The organism is Corynebacterium sp. CMW7794 (assembly GCF_001563605.1).
Taxonomy (GTDB): domain Bacteria; phylum Actinomycetota; class Actinomycetes; order Mycobacteriales; family Mycobacteriaceae; genus Corynebacterium; species Corynebacterium phoceense.
Genome location: NZ_KQ961722.1, coordinates 1 through 16538 on the forward strand (window position 1 = coordinate 1; position 16538 = coordinate 16538).

The 16538-nt window shown below is 65.2% G+C and carries 17 protein-coding genes; 6 read left to right on the forward strand and 11 right to left on the reverse strand.

Features of this window, described 5'->3' with window-relative positions:
• Nucleotides 1-313: 313 nt before the first annotated feature.
• The gene (locus HMPREF3227_RS03295) at nucleotides 314-508 is read right to left on the reverse strand and encodes a hypothetical protein (RefSeq protein ID WP_066510253.1); all 195 of its coding nucleotides are present in this window, start codon (nucleotides 506-508) and stop codon (nucleotides 314-316) included.
• A gap of 48 nt (nucleotides 509-556) precedes the next feature.
• Between HMPREF3227_RS03295 and HMPREF3227_RS03300 the strand changes: the two genes are divergently transcribed.
• Nucleotides 557-913 carry a DUF2200 domain-containing protein gene (locus HMPREF3227_RS03300; protein ID WP_066510255.1) on the forward strand — a complete coding sequence of 119 codons (357 nt, stop codon included), beginning with the start codon at nucleotides 557-559 and terminating at the stop codon, nucleotides 911-913.
• On the opposite strand, the gene HMPREF3227_RS03305 is transcribed toward HMPREF3227_RS03300, so the two are convergent.
• The 4 genes from HMPREF3227_RS03305 to HMPREF3227_RS03320 are packed head-to-tail and all read right to left on the reverse strand — an operon-like array spanning nucleotide 894 to nucleotide 6361.
• Entirely contained in the window at nucleotides 894-2006 is a 1113-nt protein-coding gene (locus tag HMPREF3227_RS03305) for an aminotransferase class I/II-fold pyridoxal phosphate-dependent enzyme (protein WP_066510257.1), read from the reverse strand. The two genes, HMPREF3227_RS03300 and HMPREF3227_RS03305, sit on opposite strands and share 20 nt — an antisense overlap.
• Nucleotides 2006-2647: a DUF3239 domain-containing protein gene (locus tag HMPREF3227_RS03310; RefSeq protein ID WP_066488329.1), complete on the reverse strand. Its 642-nt coding sequence runs from the start codon at nucleotides 2645-2647 to the stop codon at nucleotides 2006-2008. The genes HMPREF3227_RS03305 and HMPREF3227_RS03310 overlap by 1 nt, the downstream gene beginning before the upstream one ends.
• The gene (locus HMPREF3227_RS03315; protein WP_066510260.1) at nucleotides 2644-4284 is read right to left on the reverse strand and encodes a DNA repair helicase XPB; all 1641 of its coding nucleotides are present in this window, start codon (nucleotides 4282-4284) and stop codon (nucleotides 2644-2646) included. The genes HMPREF3227_RS03310 and HMPREF3227_RS03315 overlap by 4 nt, the downstream gene beginning before the upstream one ends.
• Nucleotides 4285-4294: 10 nt before the next feature.
• Nucleotides 4295-6361, reverse strand: coding sequence for a helicase-associated domain-containing protein (locus tag HMPREF3227_RS03320; protein ID WP_066510263.1), 2067 nt, complete (start codon nucleotides 6359-6361; stop codon nucleotides 4295-4297).
• A 65-nt stretch (nucleotides 6362-6426) separates the two neighbouring features.
• On the opposite strand from HMPREF3227_RS03320, the gene HMPREF3227_RS03325 reads away from it, so the two are divergent.
• Nucleotides 6427-6615 carry a hypothetical protein gene (locus tag HMPREF3227_RS03325; protein ID WP_066488345.1) on the forward strand — a complete coding sequence of 63 codons (189 nt, stop codon included), beginning with the start codon at nucleotides 6427-6429 and terminating at the stop codon, nucleotides 6613-6615.
• A gap of 204 nt (nucleotides 6616-6819) precedes the next feature.
• Here HMPREF3227_RS03325 and HMPREF3227_RS03330 read toward each other — a convergent pair whose 3' ends face one another.
• Entirely contained in the window at nucleotides 6820-7461 is a 642-nt protein-coding gene (locus HMPREF3227_RS03330) for a resuscitation-promoting factor Rpf1 domain-containing protein (RefSeq protein ID WP_066488353.1), read from the reverse strand.
• Nucleotides 7462-7867: 406 nt separating this feature from the next.
• On the opposite strand from HMPREF3227_RS03330, the gene HMPREF3227_RS03335 reads away from it, so the two are divergent.
• Entirely contained in the window at nucleotides 7868-8248 is a 381-nt protein-coding gene (locus HMPREF3227_RS03335; protein ID WP_066488595.1) for a cold-shock protein, read from the forward strand.
• 59 nt (nucleotides 8249-8307) lie between these two features.
• Here HMPREF3227_RS03335 and HMPREF3227_RS03340 read toward each other — a convergent pair whose 3' ends face one another.
• Together HMPREF3227_RS03340 and HMPREF3227_RS03345 are read right to left on the reverse strand one after the other, a co-directional pair.
• Entirely contained in the window at nucleotides 8308-8880 is a 573-nt protein-coding gene (locus HMPREF3227_RS03340; RefSeq protein WP_066510266.1) for a DUF2771 domain-containing protein, read from the reverse strand.
• Nucleotides 8881-8905: 25 nt separating this feature from the next.
• Nucleotides 8906-9772, reverse strand: a complete 867-nt coding sequence (locus HMPREF3227_RS03345) for a glutaminyl-peptide cyclotransferase (protein ID WP_082750232.1) — start codon at nucleotides 9770-9772, stop codon at nucleotides 8906-8908.
• A gap of 44 nt (nucleotides 9773-9816) precedes the next feature.
• Here HMPREF3227_RS03345 and HMPREF3227_RS03350 point away from each other — a divergent pair, with 44 nt between their 5' ends.
• From HMPREF3227_RS03350 to HMPREF3227_RS03360, 3 genes are all read left to right on the forward strand, one after another.
• Nucleotides 9817-10476, forward strand: a complete 660-nt coding sequence (locus HMPREF3227_RS03350; protein ID WP_066488368.1) for a DUF3027 domain-containing protein — start codon at nucleotides 9817-9819, stop codon at nucleotides 10474-10476.
• Nucleotides 10477-10567: 91 nt separating this feature from the next.
• Nucleotides 10568-11971: an NCS2 family permease gene (locus tag HMPREF3227_RS03355; protein WP_066488597.1), complete on the forward strand. Its 1404-nt coding sequence runs from the start codon at nucleotides 10568-10570 to the stop codon at nucleotides 11969-11971.
• 34 nt (nucleotides 11972-12005) lie between these two features.
• Complete coding sequence (locus HMPREF3227_RS03360) at nucleotides 12006-12815, forward strand: TrmH family RNA methyltransferase (RefSeq protein WP_066488370.1); 810 nt, start codon at nucleotides 12006-12008, stop codon at nucleotides 12813-12815.
• Nucleotides 12816-13149: 334 nt separating this feature from the next.
• Here HMPREF3227_RS03360 and HMPREF3227_RS03365 read toward each other — a convergent pair whose 3' ends face one another.
• The 3 genes from HMPREF3227_RS03365 to serC all read right to left on the reverse strand — a co-directional run bounded on the left by HMPREF3227_RS03365 (nucleotide 13150) and on the right by serC (nucleotide 16399).
• Nucleotides 13150-14016, reverse strand: coding sequence for a DUF6928 family protein (locus HMPREF3227_RS03365; RefSeq protein WP_066488372.1), 867 nt, complete (start codon nucleotides 14014-14016; stop codon nucleotides 13150-13152).
• Nucleotides 14017-14062: 46 nt separating this feature from the next.
• On the reverse strand, nucleotides 14063-15196 hold the full coding sequence (sepH, locus tag HMPREF3227_RS03370; RefSeq protein ID WP_066488373.1) for a septation protein SepH: 1134 nt from the start codon (nucleotides 15194-15196) through the stop codon (nucleotides 14063-14065).
• A 66-nt stretch (nucleotides 15197-15262) separates the two neighbouring features.
• Nucleotides 15263-16399 (reverse strand): phosphoserine transaminase, encoded by a 1137-nt coding sequence (serC, locus tag HMPREF3227_RS03375; protein ID WP_066488376.1) that lies wholly within the window; start codon nucleotides 16397-16399, stop codon nucleotides 15263-15265.
• Nucleotides 16400-16538 lie beyond the last annotated feature (139 nt).

The following is a 16538-nucleotide window of genomic DNA, read 5'->3' on the forward strand; positions in this document are numbered from 1 at the left end:
GACGACTCATTCACACTTCAACGCACGTAGCGGGTAAGTCGCACCGGCCTGGCTCCTGAGGATGGTGGCCTTCGTTGAAGTTCTAGCGCCCATGACGACGAGGGCGCGCTTCGGCACGTCTTTTCTTGGCCCGACGAATCAGACAGTCGGAACCGGCCACACTGTGCGGACAAGAAAAACCACTGTCAACCGTCGAAGCTTTTTCGCAACTGGGCCGTAAGCCGCAGAACTAAATGGCCTTTTACCGACACAGTGGCAAAACATAGGGGCGGTGACACAAGGTCTGCAGCGGTGAAGTCGCGGTCGGCAGAGGCTACTCGGGCAGGAAGCTATAGGTATAGAGCACCGGGTTGTGAATGATGAGCTTGTAGTCCTGGCTGTGCGCTTGGGAGGTGAGGGAGTAGACCTCGAGACGGTTAAAGGCGTGCACGGTGATGAGGAGGGCCACGGCAGTCACCACGAGGGTTGCCGCGACGGCGACGAGGGTGTTGCGTGTGACTGTGCGCATCGGAAGACTTTCTGTTGGGAGAGATGGTCGCGTGTAGGCTCATTCTCTATGGCAGAGCATAAGATTTACTCGTTCGCGTTTGGTGACATCTACGACGCCTATGTGGCGAAGGCCGAGCGGAAGGAGCGCACGGAGTCGGAGGTGCGTGAGCTCATCCAGTGGATGACGGGCTACGACGATGACGGCCTTGACGAGGTGCGTGCTGATGGCACGACCATGCGGGAGTTCTTTGAGAAGGCGCCGGCGCTCAACCCTGCCAGGGAACTGGTGACGGGCAGCATCTGCGGCGTGAAGATTCAGGAGTTGGAAAACCCGCTGATGAAACTGATTCGCCAGCTCGACAAGGTCATTGACGAGCTGGCGAAGGGCAAAGCAATGGAAAAGATTAAGCGGTCAAACGCTTAACGGCCTCGCGGATGACCTCGGGGCGCTTGCAGAAGGCGAAGCGCACGAAGTTCTTCCACGGCTCGGGGTTGTCCGTAAAAGGGGACAAAGGGATGGCGGCGACGCCGCGCTCGGCAGGTAGGCGGGTGCAGAATTCGATGGCGTCTTCGTGGACGTCGGCCACCAGGTAATAGGTGCCAGGGGTAGCGAAGACTTCGTATCCCAGCGAGGCCAGGCCTTCAGCGAGGATGTCGCGGCACTCTTCGAGGCCGGTGACCATGTTGGTCTGCCACTGCTGCTCGTGGGTGAGGGCGTGGGCGACGGCGGGCTGGAAGGGCGTCGTGGAGACGAAGGACATGAACTGCTTGGCCTTGATGACGCCGTCGAGTAGCTCCGGAGTCGCGATAGCCCAGCCGGTCTTCCAGCCGGTCGCGTTGAAGGACTTGGCGGCAGACGAGATCTTGATGGTGCGCTCGGCCATGCCCGGCAAGTCGCGCACGGAGGTAAAGGAGCCGTGGAAGACGAGGTCCTCGTAGACTTCATCAGCGAGGATAAGGAGGTCGTGCTCGACGCAGAGCTCGGCAAGGGCGTCGAGTGCGGGGCGGGAGAAGACGGAGCCCGTCGGGTTATGCGGAGAGTTGATGATGAGCATCGCCGTCTTGTCCGTCACGGCGGCGCGCACGGCGTCTACGTCGAGGTCCCACGTGCCGGCGGTAGGGGTGAGGGGGACGGGGACGCGGGTGGCATCGGCAAGCGCGATGGCCGCGGCGTAGGCGTCGTAGTAGGGCTCGAGGACAATGACCTCTTGGCCGGGCTCGACGAGGCCGAGGACGGTGGCCGTGATGGCCTCCGTGGCGCCGGCGGTGACCACGAGGTGGTCGGTGGGGACGCCGTAGTGGGCGGAGAGGGCATCGAGAAGCTGGGGCACACCGCGCAGGGGCGCGTACTGGTTATGGCCGGTGGCGATCTGCTCCTGGGCGATCTCGAGCATGCGGGCGGGGCCGTCGGTGTCTGGGAAGCCCTGGCCAAGGTTAATTGCGTTGTGCTTGGTGGCGAGGGCGGTCATGGTGGAGAAGACGGTCTCGCCACACTGCTGGAGGCGCTGGACTGTCATTAGAGCACCAATAAATCGAACTTGGTGGCCTTGACGTCCGTGAGGCGCTTGCGGGCGCGGTCGAGGCGGTGCCACTCTTCCTCGGGGATGGAGGTGCGCGCGATCTTGACGATGTCCTGGTCAGGCGTGCCCCAGGCGATGGGCATGGGGGTGATCTGCTGCCAGTGGTCCTGGTCGCTGCTGGCGCGGTGGCCGGAGACGGCGGCGACGGGAATCTTCGTGCCGACGGTGCGGTTCGCCAGGCCCGGGATAGTGGTGACGGTGCGCAGTGCTGCGCCCCAACGCGGTGGGAGGTTCGGGTCGACGTTGGTGTTGACGAGAGCCATGAGGACCATGTCGCGCTCGTTGACCTCGGCGATGACGGCGGGGGCGAGCGGATACGCGTTGTAGAGCTCCTGGGCGGTGCCGACCTTGCGGGAGGCGACGACGCCGACGATGGCCATCATGATGCCGAAGAGCGCTAGGCCGATGCCGATGGTGATGGACCAGATGGCGTCTACGAGGACGTAGACGGCGATGCCGGCGAGGATGAGCACGAGGCCCATGACGAGACCCGAATTGCGTAGACGTACGGAGTCGCGGAGAAGTTCGTTGTTTTTCTTGGCGAACGCCTCGTCGACGTCGAATTTGAAGATCTTCATAGTTCCTCCAAGTCTAGTGCGTCCACGAGCCGGTACGCGTAACCCTGCTCCGCGAGGAAGCGTTGGCGGTGGACGGCGTATTCGGCGTCGAGGGTATCGCGGGTGACCAGCGTGTAGAAGTGCGCCTCGCGCCCGTCCGACTTAGGCCGCAGCAGGCGGCCCAGCCGCTGGGCCTCCTCCTGGCGGGAGCCGAAGGTGCCGGAGACCTGGATGGCCAGGGCGGCCTCGGGAAGGTCGATCGAGAAGTTGGCGACCTTGGAGACAACGAGGGTGTGGATCTCGCCGTCGCGGAATTGCTGGAAGAGTTTCTCGCGCTTGGCATTGGAGGTCTTTCCATGAATGACGGGTGCGCCTATGCGCTTTCCGATGCCCTCGAGCTGCTCGAGGTAGCCGCCGATGATGAGGGCTTGCTGGCCTTCGTGCTGCTTGAGCAAGGTTTCGACGACATGGTCCTTGGCTTCGGCGGAAGCGGCGATGCGGTAGCGGTCGCGCGGCTGGGCGGTGGCGTAGAGCATGCGTTCCTCGGGGCGGAGGTCGACGCGAACCTCGACGCAGTCGGCGGTGGCGATAAAGCCCTGCTGTTCGAGCTCCTTCCAAGGCGCGTCGTAGCGCTTGGGGCCGATGAGGGAGAAGACGTCGCCCTCGGCGCCGTCCTCGCGGACGAGAGTGGCGGTAAGCCCGAGGCGACGGCGAGACTGGAGATCCGAGGTCATGCGGAACACGGGTGCGGGCAGGAGATGGACCTCGTCGTAGATGATAAGGCCCCAGTCGCGGGAGTCGAAGAGCTCGAGCGCGCGGTATTCGCCCTTCGTCTTGCGGGTGACGACCTGGTAGGTGGCGATGGTGACGGGTTTTATTTCCTTCTTCTCGCCGGAGTATTCGCCGATTTCATTCTCGGTAAGCGTGGTGCGCTTGAGCAGCTCATCGCGCCATTGCCGGCCGGCGACGGTGTTAGTGACGAGGATGAGCGTGGTGGCCTGGGCCTTGGACATGGCGGCCGCGCCCACGACGGTCTTGCCGGCGCCGCAGGGCAGCACGACGACGCCGGAGCCGCCGGCCCAGAAGGAGTCCGCGGCGTACTGCTGGTAGTCACGCAGGTGCCAGTCATCCTCGGTGAGCGCGATGGGGTGGGACTCGCCGTCGACGTAGCCGGCGAGGTCCTCTGCGGGCCAGCCGACCTTGAGCAGCTCCTGCTTGAGGCGGCCGCGCTCTGAGGGCGGGACGGCGATGGTGTTGCCGTCGATGCGCGCGCCGAGCATGCCGCCGACCTTCTTGTGACGTTCGAGCGCGACGAGGATGGCAGGCTCATCGGATTCGAGGATGAGTCCGTGGGCCGGGTGGGCCTGGAGGCGCACGCGGCCGTAGCGCGACATTGTCTCCGCGACGTCGATGAGCAGCGCCTGCGGGACGGGGAAGCGCGAATACGTCTCGAGGACGTCGACGACTTGCTCCGCGTCGAAGCCGGCGGCGCGGGCGTTCCACAGCGCGAGCGGGGTGATGCGGTAGGTATGGATATGCTCCGGGGCGCGCTCGAGCTCGGCGAAGGGGGCCAGGGCGGCGCGGGCGGCATCGGCAAGCTCGTGGTCGACCTCAAGGAGGACGGTCTTATCCGACTGGACGATAAGCGGGCCATTCATTCGGCCCAGTTTAGTCCTTAAGCCGCGCACTCATAATCCGGTGGAGGGGGAAGCGGACGGGGTGGCCGTCGCGGTCGAGGGCGTCGACCTGGCCGCCGGCGACGGTGAGCGGGGTGACGGTGACCTCGCGCGGGCGGCCGTTGCGGTCCGCGTAGCCCACAACGATGAGTCGGGAGCCGCGGGCGGCTGCCTCGATGAGTCCGATGTCCGGTCCTTCTGGAGTTTGATTGGGCTCGGCGGTGCGGATGGCGGCGACGGCACGCGCGACATCGGGCTCCTCGCGGCGGGGCGCGTGCGCGCGAGGCGTGGGCAGGAGCGCTGGCTCGGGGTGGACAGCGATGGAGGCGCCATGCTCGTCTTCGGCGGCGGGGGCGAAACCGTTGCTTCGTAGCTCTTCGAGGACGATGCCTAAGCGTTGCTGGGAGATGGCGACGGTGGGCGCAAGCAGCCTAAGGGAGTCCACGGCGGCGACGGCTTGGGCGAGCAGGGCCTCGTCCTCGCAGCGGACGTAAGCGAGCGCCGTGCCGGAGCGCAGTGTGCCGTGCCGGCGGGCGACGTCGTCGATGAGGAATTCCACGGCCTGAGGGACCTCGCCGAGGGCATGGGCCTGGAGGAAGTCCTTGATCTCCTGGGCCGTCATACCGGAGTCCATGCCGCGGCGCAGCGACTCGGTGGAGATGCGGTAGACGCTGGCCAGGCCCGGTGACTCGAGATCCGCGAGATTCTCCAGCGTGCGCAGCAGCTCCGTGACGAGCGGGCCCGGGGTGAGCACCGTCATGTCAGCCTGCATGATGAATTGCTCGACGGCCTCGGGCACGGGGCGCTCCTGGACGAGGGCGCCGCGGGCGGTAACGCCCAGCCACTGGGCCTCGGCGTGGAGGCGCTCGATGGTGGCCGGTTGCGTGTGCGCGGCGAAGAGAGGACTGGCAAAGCGGAGGTCTTCCCAGAACTCTTCGAGGTTGAGCGGTTGGCTGCTGTTCCTGTAGACGTCGAGGATTCTCGCCCGGTGGCGCGGCAGATAGTCGTGAGCGGTCTCCTGGTCGAGGCCGCGCTGCGACTCCCACGCGGCCCACGGGGAGGTCTCCCACGCGTCGAGGAGGACCTGGAGGCGGTCGGGGAGTGGGGCGTCGGCCCATTCTTGTGCCGCCTGCGTGGGAGCCAGGAAGTTGCCCTCCGGACCGCCCTTCGGTTCTCCGCGGCCGAGGAGGCGCGCGTGGAAGCCTAGCGCGATGAGTTCCTTGACGTAGTCCGTGTCGAGTTTCCTGGCCAGGTGTGCGAGGGGTCGGACGCCCACCGTCTTGTCCTTGAGCAGCTCGACCGGCTCTTGTCCCAGGATGTCGATGAGACGGCCCATGAGACGCACGACGTCGAGGCCCGCGGCGGCGCCGGCTTCGTTAGTCTTCTGGTCCTGTACCGGCCCACCTTGGCGGCCGGACGGCTCCAGCGGGATGTTGAGCGGCGCTTGGCCTCGGAGCGCGAGGCGCGTGGCCCGCGGCAGGCGGACGGTCCGCGCGTCGACGCGCTGGAGGAGCCCCGCCGCGATAAGCCGGGGGATGGGGCGCGCCGGGTCCGCGTCTGGGGCAGCGTCGCGCGTGGTGCCCAGGCCCGTGGGCGCGAGGGTCTCCAGCACGCGGCGTTGTTCATTGTCGAGTTTCTCGATATCCGCCGGGTCCACGGTGTGCTGTTCGAGCAGCGACCAGTCTGCGGGAAGTGCCGCCATGACCTCGCGGGGGACCATGACGCGGGAGTCGTCGGTGTTAAAGACGAGGGCTTTGTCTTTCAACGCGTCGATGACCGCGGCGGTGCCTGAAGGAGCGAACTCCACGGGTTCGAATTCTGCACCGGCAGCCACGAGTCGTTCCAGTATGGCCAGTTCTGCTGCGGTGCACGTGGCGAGCGCGCGGGCGAGGGAGGTGCGCAGGAGCAGGCGCGTGGCGAGCGGGGCAATGCCTGGGGGTAGCGGATGCGTGGCATCGGGGCGGTGAGTGAGGATGCGCGCGAGTTCATCGTCGCTGCGTTTGCCCAGCCAGGAGCGGAAATCAGTGGCTGGGGTGGCCGGCGTGTGAGAAGAAACCATATCGGGTGACAAGTCTAACCCCGATTAAGTTACGTTTTCCGCGCAGGTTTGGCAGAATATAGGGCATGTCGAATGTAGAGAAGAAGGGCCACGTGTCCCCGGCTTGGCCGAAGAACGACGCCCGCGAGCACGCAATTACCGAAATTTCCGCTCCGTTTGCCGGCGCTTCGAGCCCGTACGGTGACGACACTGTTCTGCCTCTCCCGGCTGAGAAGCTGAACTACGTTCACCCGTACACGCGCATCAACCGCTAAGGTTTCGGCGCACGCATGGCACCCTTCGGGGTGCCTTTCGTCGTTTTCGGGTGGAGCAGGCGAGCAGAATCTGCCTCACTTCGTGGCTGCAGAGCCTCACTGGGCGCAGACTGTGGCGACTTTTGTTCGTGGCTACGCGACCCCAAAACCACGAAAGCCCACGCCGCTCCGCAGGGGAGCGCGTGGGCTGAACGCTATCGGTGCTTACAGGGAAGCGATGACAGCGGCAATCGGGTCGACCGAGTTGCGGTTGGCCGCGTAGAGGTTGTTGAGGGACTCGCGGTTGGCCTTGTACTGCTCCTTGAAGTTGGCGGGCAGCTGGTAGCCGTACTTAGTGGCGGTGTCCGTGATCAGCGCGTAGAGGTTGTCCACGGCGAGGTCATCGGACTCGGAGGAAGCCTGTGCCGGAGCGGCCGGGGCAGCAGCCTCAGGCTGAGCGGCGGGGGCCGGAGCCGGAGCCGGGGTGGCATCGAGATTGCGCGGCGTCGGGGCGGAGTTCAGGCCCAGGGACGCGGAGCAGGCCGGCCATGCGCCCCAGCCCTGTGCGGCGAGGGTGCGCTCGGCGACAGCAATCTGCTGCTCACGGGTGGCCTGGTTGGCGGTCGGGGCGAACTCGCCGCCGCCGTAGGCCTGCCAGGTGGAAGCGGAGAACTGCAGGCCGCCGTGGTAGCCGTTGCCGGTGTTGATGGCCCAGTTGCCGCCGGACTCGCACTGTGCGAGGCGGTCCCAGTCAGAATCCGGGGCCGCGGAGGCGGTCGGGGCCATGAGGGTGGCAGCGGCGCCGAAGGCGACGGTGGTGGCGGCGAACTTAGCGGCCGTGTGCTTCTTAGCGGAATGACGTCCCATGATTGAGTGTTCCTCTCTCTTCCCGCTATAAGTACTGAATGCGCGTCGGTCAAAAGTGTCGGGCTGGGTCAGGCTGCAACCGTTTGGATTGATAAGCGGGTGGTTGCCGGCCGTGAGCCGTGGTGCTCCGACTTAAGCGCTTGGGGGACACGGTACCGGTTTATAACGAAAGTGTCACGTTCTTTGACCTTTTCGTGACTATGGCTGCCCGCCGGAGTCGGTCGCCTAATGAAAGATCCCAGGTGAACGGATTTTGAGAAACGTTACAATCGATTTTGTGAGACGCGCCACACGGGTCGCCGCGCCACGATTGTGATGTGATTTCGCAACCGGCGGGCGCGTAGTAAAATGATATCTTCCCCTGAATACTCTTTTATCCCTAAGACACAAGAAAGTGGTGAGCCTCGTGCCTATCGGCAAAGTGAAGTGGTACGACGCGGAGAAGGGCTTTGGCTTTGTCTCCAATCCCGGCAGCGAGGACGTCTTCGTTGGACGTTCCGTACTCCCGGAGGGCGTTGAGGAGCTGGTGCAAGGCCAGCGCATCGAGTTCGACTTCGCGGCCGGCCGCCGCGGCCCGCAGGCGCTGCGCGTGAACGTGCTCGACAAGCCGCGTCGCCGCACCCCGTCCCGCAAGCCCGAGGAATTGGGCTCCATGATTGCAGACGTCATGACGGTCCTCGAGTCCCAGGTGCAGCCTTCGCTCACCGCAGGGCACTACCCGGACCGCAAGACCGGACGCGATGTCGCCGCCATCCTGCGCGCCATCGCCAAGGAGCTTGATTCATAAAAACGCACCGCGCGTCACCGTGAGACCACAGTGACGCGCGTTTGTTATTGGGGAGAAGATTATTCAGCCGGGGCAGAAGACGTCGCCGTTGCCGCCGCGAGCTCATCCGGGGCAAGAGTAGACAGGGACCATACAGCCGTATACGGCGTTTCCTCGCCGCCCTCATTGGTGCCCAGCAGCACCGCAGAAATCTCCACGACGGCCAGGTGCGCCTTCTTGCCTTCCGATGCCCCCTCCACCGAGCCCGGAACTTCCACCACCGTCGTCTCGCCGGCGCCGTGGAGCTGCTCATCGTTGGCCGCCGGGTCGTCGTAGATGGTGAGCAGCTGCCACTGGTTGGACGCGATATCGTCCGGCACCTCGATCTTCAAGGTGTCATTCTCGCCGACGACGAGGTTGGGCACCTCGCCCTCGGGGCAGTCCGCGCCGGGCTCGCACACCATGTACGGGGCGACCTCCATGGATTCATCGCCGACGGATGCGGTGACCTTAATATCCTGCGGTTGCGCCCCTGGCTTATTGCTGCGCCAGTTCTGGAAGAGTACGACCGCCACGACGATCACGACGACGGCGATGATGACCGCCAGTAATTGGAGGAGGGATTTCTTCTTAGCCTCTTTGCGCGTTGCCATGGTGCAAAATACTACTCGACGGACACTACGTGTCGGACGCAGCGGGCTCGAAGCTCACTCGGTACAGATCCGGCCAGCGCTTGCCCGTGACGTAGAACTGGTCCGTGCCCTTGATGTGCGCGATGCCGTTGAGCACGTTATTGGGATCGTCCGCCGCGTTATTCTTCACGCCCGACGCGTCGATGACGCCGGTGACCTCGCCGGTGGCCGGGTCGATACGCAGGATGTCCGTGCTAAACCACACGTTGGCATAGACGTGGCCGTCGACGCACTCGAGCTCGTTAATCTCGTTGACCGGTGCGCCGTCCCGCGTGACCGTGACGCGCGAGCGCTCCTCGAAGTTATCCGGGTCGAGGTGGCGCAGTTCCGCTGTGCCGTCCGACATGATGAGTTCGTTGTCGAGCGCGCACAGACCCCCGCCTTCGCCCTCGTAGTGGGCGCGGCCGGTTTCTTTCAGCGTCGCCGCGTTGTAGCGGATGGCCTCGCCGGCCTTCCACGTGAGCTGCCAGATGGAATCCTCAAACTGGGTAATGCCCTCGCCGAAGAGCCGCGGGTCCAGGTCGACCGACGCGCGCTCGTCGCCCGTGACCGGATCAAAGCGGTAGAGGCGGGACTCGCCGTACTGGCCGGTGCCTACCCACAGCTCGCCGTCCTCGGTGGCCTCGAGGCCCTGCGTAAACGACGTCGCATCAAAAGGCAGCGTCTCGTGGACGACCGCGGTGAGTTTCTCCACCTCGGCCGGGGCGGCGGAGGTGGGGGAGGAGGAACCATCAGTGCCGCACGCGGCGAGGAGCGCGGCGGGCACGATGAGCGCGGCGACCCCGGCGGCCACCTGCGACCGCGGAGTGGCCGCAGGGGAAGAGGAAAACCGAGCTGTGAGAGAGCGAAGCATACCTAAGGACGCTACCACGGCGCGGATGGCCCATAATAGGAAGCGTGTCAAGCAAAAAGAGAGAGTCCACCCACCGCAACCCGCTCCTCGGCGCGCGCGCTGTGGAGGTGGCGCGGGAGGCCGTTGCCGAGCTGGGCGAAGGGGGCATCGGCAAGCATATTGGCGTCGCCGGGCTCACGCGCAACGTCGCGACGCACCGCTTTGAGGCCGACATGCCTGGCTACCCGGGCTGGGAGTGGCAGGCGGTGCTCGCGTGCGCGGCGGGCTCGGAGGACGTGACCGTCAACGAGGTCGCGCTCGTGCCCGGCGGCGACGCCCTCCAGGCACCCGAGTGGGTGCCCTATGCCGAGCGCGTGCGTCCCGGCGACCTCGGCCCGGGTGACCTCATGCCGGTGCCTGACGATGACCGTCTCGACGACTTTGGCAACCTCACCGAAGCCGCCGTCCAGGACGCCCGCACACGTTGGCGCACCGGCGAGTTCGGCCCGAATTCCGCCATGGCGGCTGCGGCCCCGCTGCAGTGCAAGACGTGCGCTTTCATGGTTCCGTTCATGCCCAACTTCGGAGTGTGTGCAAACGCATATTCCGCCGATGGCCGCGTGGTCCACGCCACGTATGGCTGCGGCGCGCACTCAAATACCACGGTCACAGAGACCGACAACGAGCCCGGCCGCGCCTTCGACGACGAAAAGCCCATCTTCTGATCTAGTCCAGTTTTGCGTTTTTGCCTGTGGTGGGGGAATCTTTGCAGGTAAAACTCAATCCTCCTGGCACTAGGTAAAGGGGCTCTTGATCGTGAAGACTGCTCTCGATCGGTATTTCCATATCTCTGAACGCGGTTCCACTGTAGGAACCGAAGTCCGCGCGGGAACGGTCTCGTTCTTCGCGATGGCGTACATCATCCTGCTCAACCCGCTCATCTTGGGCACCACACCCGACGTCAACGGCCACGCGCTCGGCATCCCGCAGGTCGCGGCCGCCACGGCGCTTATCGCCGGCATTATGACCATCGCCTTCGGCGCTATCGCCCGCTACCCATTCGCCATGGCGGCGGGCCTGGGTATGAACACCTTTGTTGCGGTCACGATGGTCGCCACCAAGGGCCTGTCCTGGCAGGAGGCCATGGGTCTCGTGGTCATCGAGGGCAGCATCATCGTGCTGTTGGCCGTCTCCGGCTTCCGCACCGCCGTCTTTGAGGCCATCCCGCACTCCATGAAGGCCGCGATGGGCGTCGGTATTGGTATGTTCATCGCCATCATCGGCTTCGTGGACGGCGGGTTTGTCACCCGCGTGCCGGACGCCGCGCACACCACCGTGCCGGTTGGCCTGGGTATCAACGGCTCCATTGCGACCTGGCCGGCCTTCGTCTTCGTTATAGGCCTGCTCATCTGCGCCTTCTGCGTCATCCGCAACGTCCCGGGCGGCCTGTTCCTGGCGATTGTCATCACGACCGTCATCGCGATCATCCTGCAGGCTCTCTTCCCCAACGAGGACTGGGGCATGGCCACCCCGGGCGCCCCGTCGTCGCTCGGCGGCATGCCGGATCTCTCCATCGTGGGTGAGGTGAGCCTCTTCGGCGCGTTCACCAAGCTGGGCGTCGTCGCCACCGTGCTACTCATCTTCACGCTGCTGCTCACCAACTTCTTCGACGCCATGGGCACCATGACGGGCCTGGGCAAGCAGGGCGACCTCGTCGACGAGGACGGCGTTCTGCCGGACATGAAGAAGGCCCTGGTCGTCGAGGGCTTCGGCGCCGTGGCCGGCGGCCTGGGCTCCGCCTCCTCCAACACCGTCTTTGCAGACTCTTCTGCGGGCATCGCCGATGGCGCCCGCACCGGCCTGGCCAACATCACGACGGGTGTGCTCTTCCTGCTCGCCATGTTCTTGACCCCGCTCTATGAGATCGTCCCGATCGAGGCCGCCGCACCGGTCCTCGTCATCGTGGGCGTGCTCATGGCCTCCCAGATCACCGAGATCGAGTGGCACAAGATGGAGGTCGCCATCCCGGCGTTCCTCACCATCGTGGTCATGCCGTTTACTTACTCCATCGCCAACGGCATTGGCGTGGGCTTCATCGCCTTCGCTGCCATGGCTGTCTTCGCAGGCAAGGCCAAGCAGGTCCACTGGATCATGTGGCTCGTGGCCGCGATGTTCGTGGTCTATTTCGGCATGGGACCGATTTCCTCCGTTATCGTTTAGTTCGCTGCATTCCCGACACGGTAGTGTCGGGTACATGCGCTACGTAATTGAAGACGTCAACGACCCTCGCCTGGATGACGTTCGGAACTTGAAAAAGTCCGACGCCCACGGCGAGGGTCTTGTCATTGGCGAGGGCCCCATCATCGTCGAGCGCCTGCTCGCCTCCGCGTACCCCACCCGCTGCATTGTGGGCTTCAAGGCGAAGATCGACACCTACCTGTCGCAGCACGAGGTGCCCGACGACGTGCCCATCTACGAGGTCACCCGCGACATGCTCACTGAGGTCGCCGGCTTTGACATGCACCGCGGCCTGCTCGCGTCCGCGGACCGCCTGGACGCCTGGTCGGTCGACGAGGTCATCGAGGGTGCACAGACGCTCGTCGTCATGGAAGGCGTGGGCGACCACGAGAATATCGGCGGCATCTTCCGCAACGCCGCGGGTATGGATGTCGACGGCGTGCTGCTGGGCTCCGGCACCGCGGACCCGCTCTACCGACGCAGCGTCCGCGTGTCCATGGGCCACGTCCTGCGCCTGCCGTGGGCCCGCTTCGAGGGCGGCTACACCAATTGGCAACATAAGCTGGCCAAGCTTTCCGATGCCGGCTTCCGTCTCGTCTCCTTAACCCCCAGCGAGGACGCGGTCCACCTGGCCCAAGCTCTCAAGGGCGCCGAGAAGGTCGCGCTCCTCGTGGGCGCCGAAGGCCCCGGCCTTACCGAACACGCGATGAAGGCCACGGACGTCCGCGCACGCATTCCGATGGCCCCGGGAACCGATTCCTTGAACGTGGCGACGTCCGCGGCGATTGCGTTCTACGAGCGCCAGCGCTCGCTGCTCGACTTCTAGCCCCGCGCTCCCCAGTCCTGGCGGCATTGTTACGCTTCAGGCCGAGATGTGCCGATTTTCGGCTCACGCGGAGGGCACAGTCGGCTTGGAGTGTGATTGGCCGCGGCTGGATCTACGTTCAGGACATATAGGGCACCGTGTGGGCGCTCGGGAAGGGGTTTATATGTCCTGAAGGGATTTTTGCGTCGATTGTCGGCGTGCGCGGACGGCTGAAGTGCAATTCGCCGCGGCTGGATCTACGTTCAGGACATATAAGGCACCGTGTGGGCGCTCGGGAAGGGGCTTATATGTCCTGAAGGGACTTTTGTGTCAATTTTCAGCGCGCGCGGAGGGGCTAGCGGCGGCGGTTCTTGAAGAACGTGACGACGCGCGAGGCAATGGTGCGGCCGAGGTCCGCGAGGTCGTGCGCGGTGCGCTGGGCGGACTCGGCGATGGTGGACTCGGGCTCGGCCTCGGGGTCTGCGTAGTCGTCGTAAGCGCCGTTGGCGGGGCCGACGCCCAGCTTCGCGGCGGAGGTCTCGACGAGCTCGGAGGTGGACTTAGGTGCGGGGGCCGGGTCGACCTTGGGCTCGGGGCGGCCGTCGATGGCGTAGCCCACGACGTCGAGGTTGGGACCGTTCTCGCCGATTTCCACGCCGAGCCAGGTGCGCTCGGCTTCCTGCATGAGCTCCTGGGGGACGAAGGGCAGCGTGATGGCACCGAAGGTGGAGGGGCGGTGCTCGCCGGCCCAGTAGGGGCCTTCGTAAGGCTCGGGCAGGCCGATGTCCTCGATGAACTCGGTGCGCGTCGAGCACAGGGAGCGCTTGAGCTCGTAGTTCTCCCAGTGTGCCATGCCGGCGTAGCCCTCCTCCTCGTTGGACGCGAAGGCGAAGATGTGCTTGGCGTTGATGGCGCGCAGCAGGAGCGGGGAGAGCTTGGAGAGCGTGAGGGCGTCGTCCATGATGACGGTCTGGACCACGGTCACGCCGGGGTAGCCGCCGATGTAGAACTCGCCCACGTCAGCCTGCGCGGAGCGGCCGAGCGGGAACTGGCCAATGGGCGTCACGGGGAACGCCGGATTGAGCTGGCTCAAGTACTTGCGCCCGAAGCCGCGGTCCGCCTTGGGATCGGCGTTGAGGACCTTCGCGATGTCAGCGGCGGGCTCGGAGCTGTCGCCCACGGTGACGTACCAGAGAGTAAGGACTGCGCGTGAGATGTTCATGAGAGGGAATCTTTCTTGAGTGAACGTCTAGAGCTGGACTGGGAGGTTAGTCGCGGGGACGCTTCGTGTTGCCGCGCACGCCGAGGAGGACGTCTTCCCAGTTCGGCGTCGAGGCGCGACGACGGCGCTTGGACGGCTTGGGCGCGGGCGACGGATGCTGGAGAAACTCCTCGTCCTTGTCGTTGGACTCGGACGCTGCGTTGGCTTTTTCCTCAGAGGGCTCCGCATCCTCGGAGTCGTGCGGGGTGCCCACGGGCGCGATGGTAGGAGCGGTGAGGTCCGTGACGTCGGTGACCTCGACCACGGTCTCGTCCTCCTCGGAGGCGTCGGCGCGGCGGGAGTGGCGCAGCGCGTCCAGTTCGTCCTGCTCGCCGTAGGAATACGGATCGAAGTCCTCGTCCTCGCGGGCGTCGAGTGCCTCGACACGGCGGGAACCGCGGCCGACGGAGGTGAGCGAGCGTACCGGCTGGACGAAGTCCGGGTCAGTGAGGTCAGCGGCCACGGTGTTGCGGGCGACGAGGGTGGACGCGGAGCCGGAGGACTCACGCAAGGTCCACTCGGCCTCGTTTTCGCTCAGGCCCGTCTTCCACGTGACGCGGACGGTCCAGGGCTGGCCCTTCTCGCGGTAGGCGTCCCACGCGGCGTCAGAAAGTGAGTGGCCGCGGGCGGCGAAGGCGGTGGCGAGGACCTCGTAGATGGTGAGCTTGGCTGGGCCGTCCTCGCGGACCGGGTGGGCCTGTTTGGCGAGCTCCGCGATGCGCGAGCGCTCCATGAGCACGGGGTGTGCGAAGGGCTCGACGCGGGATTCGGCGACGCCCATTTCCTCGGCAAGTTCGGCGACGGTGGCGCCAGCGCGGATGCGGTGCTGAATCTCCGGCGGGCGCATGCTCAGCTTCTCGGTGGTGGGACGGCGCGGCGCGGAGCCGACGGCCGTCAGCCGCGGGGCAGGAGCAGGTGCTGCGGGTGCTTCCGATGCCGCCGGTGCCTCCGGCACATCCTGCTCGGCCGGAGCCTGGGGCTCCGGTGCGGTAGAGGGGGCATCGTCAGGCTGGGCGGCAAGCTGGGCGCGAATATCCGGGGCGAGGGCGCCGAGATCGAGGAAGAATTCCTCTCCGTCTTCGGTGCGCAGCACCAAAGAGGTCTCGGTCGACTCGTTGTCGACCACGAATAATTCGCGCATGATCGCTCTCCTTTAATTCCTGTCGCGATGGCGGACTGTGGTGTCCACCATATCGCAGGAAAGGAGCTACTTGGCGGCTGCCGCGCCCGAATCGAGCACGTAATCGATAGCCTTCGTGAGCTTTTCGACGTCCTCGGTCTCGATGGCGGGGAACATGCCGATGCGCAGCTGGTTGCGGCCGAGCTTGCGGTAGGGCTCCGTGTCTAGGATGCCGTTGGCGCGCAGGGCAGCGGCAAGAGCGGCGGCGTCGATGGAGTCATCGAAGTCGATGGTGCCGACGACGAGGGAGCGTGCGTCCTTTTCGGCGACGAACGGGGTAACACCCTCGCGGGCCTCGGCCCAGTTGTAGAGGACATCCGAGTTGGCGGTGGTGCGTTTGACCATGCCCTCGAGCTTGCCGTTGGCGTTCATCCACTCGACCTGGTCGGCGAGCATGAGCAGGGTAGCGACGGCCGGCGTGTTGTAGGTCTGGTTCTTACGCGAGTTGTCTACGGCGGTCTGCAGGTTGAGGAAGGCCGGGATGAAGCGGTCCGAGACGTTGATCTTCTCGATGCGCTCCAGAGCCGCCGGGCTCATGGCAGCGAGCCACAGGCCGCCGTCCGAGGCGAAGCACTTCTGCGGGGAGAAGTAGTAGACGTCAGCTTCCTTCATGTCGACAGGCAGGCCGCCGGCGCCGGAGGTCGCGTCGATAGCAACGAGGGCGTCCGAGTTGGGGCGCTTGATCTGAGTCATGGCACCCGTGGAGGTCTCGTTGTGTGCCCACGCGACGACGTCTGCGCCCTCGAGGTTGAGATCCGCGGAGGAGGGGGCGGTGCCGACGGGGGCATCCGTGATGTTCGGCTCGTCGAGCCACGGAGCCTGCTTGGAGGCCTTGGCGAACTTGCCGGAGAACTCACCGAATGTAAGGTGCGAGGACTTCTTTTCGATAAGGCCGAAGGTGGCGGCATCCCAGAAGGCGGTGGCGCCGCCCAGGGAGAGGATGATCTCGTAACCGTCGGGCAGAGAGAAGAATTCAGACAGGCCGTCACGGACGCGGCCGACGACGTCCTTAACAGCGGGCTTGCGGTGGGAAGTGCCGATGATGTCGATGCCGTGGTTGGCGATGGCCTCGATCTGGGACGGACGAACCTTGGACGGACCGCAACCAAAGCGGCCATCGGACGGGACAAACTCTGCAGGAATCTGAATGCTGGGGTTGCTCATGCGGTTATAATAGCCACCACTCACGGGTTTTCGGTTGCTTACTAGAAAAAGGGGACTAATTCACCCCGACCGCAGGTTGTAGTAGTGGTCACATTTCCTGGTAGGGTGGGGAGTTGGCAAAACCGAAATGCGCGTACTG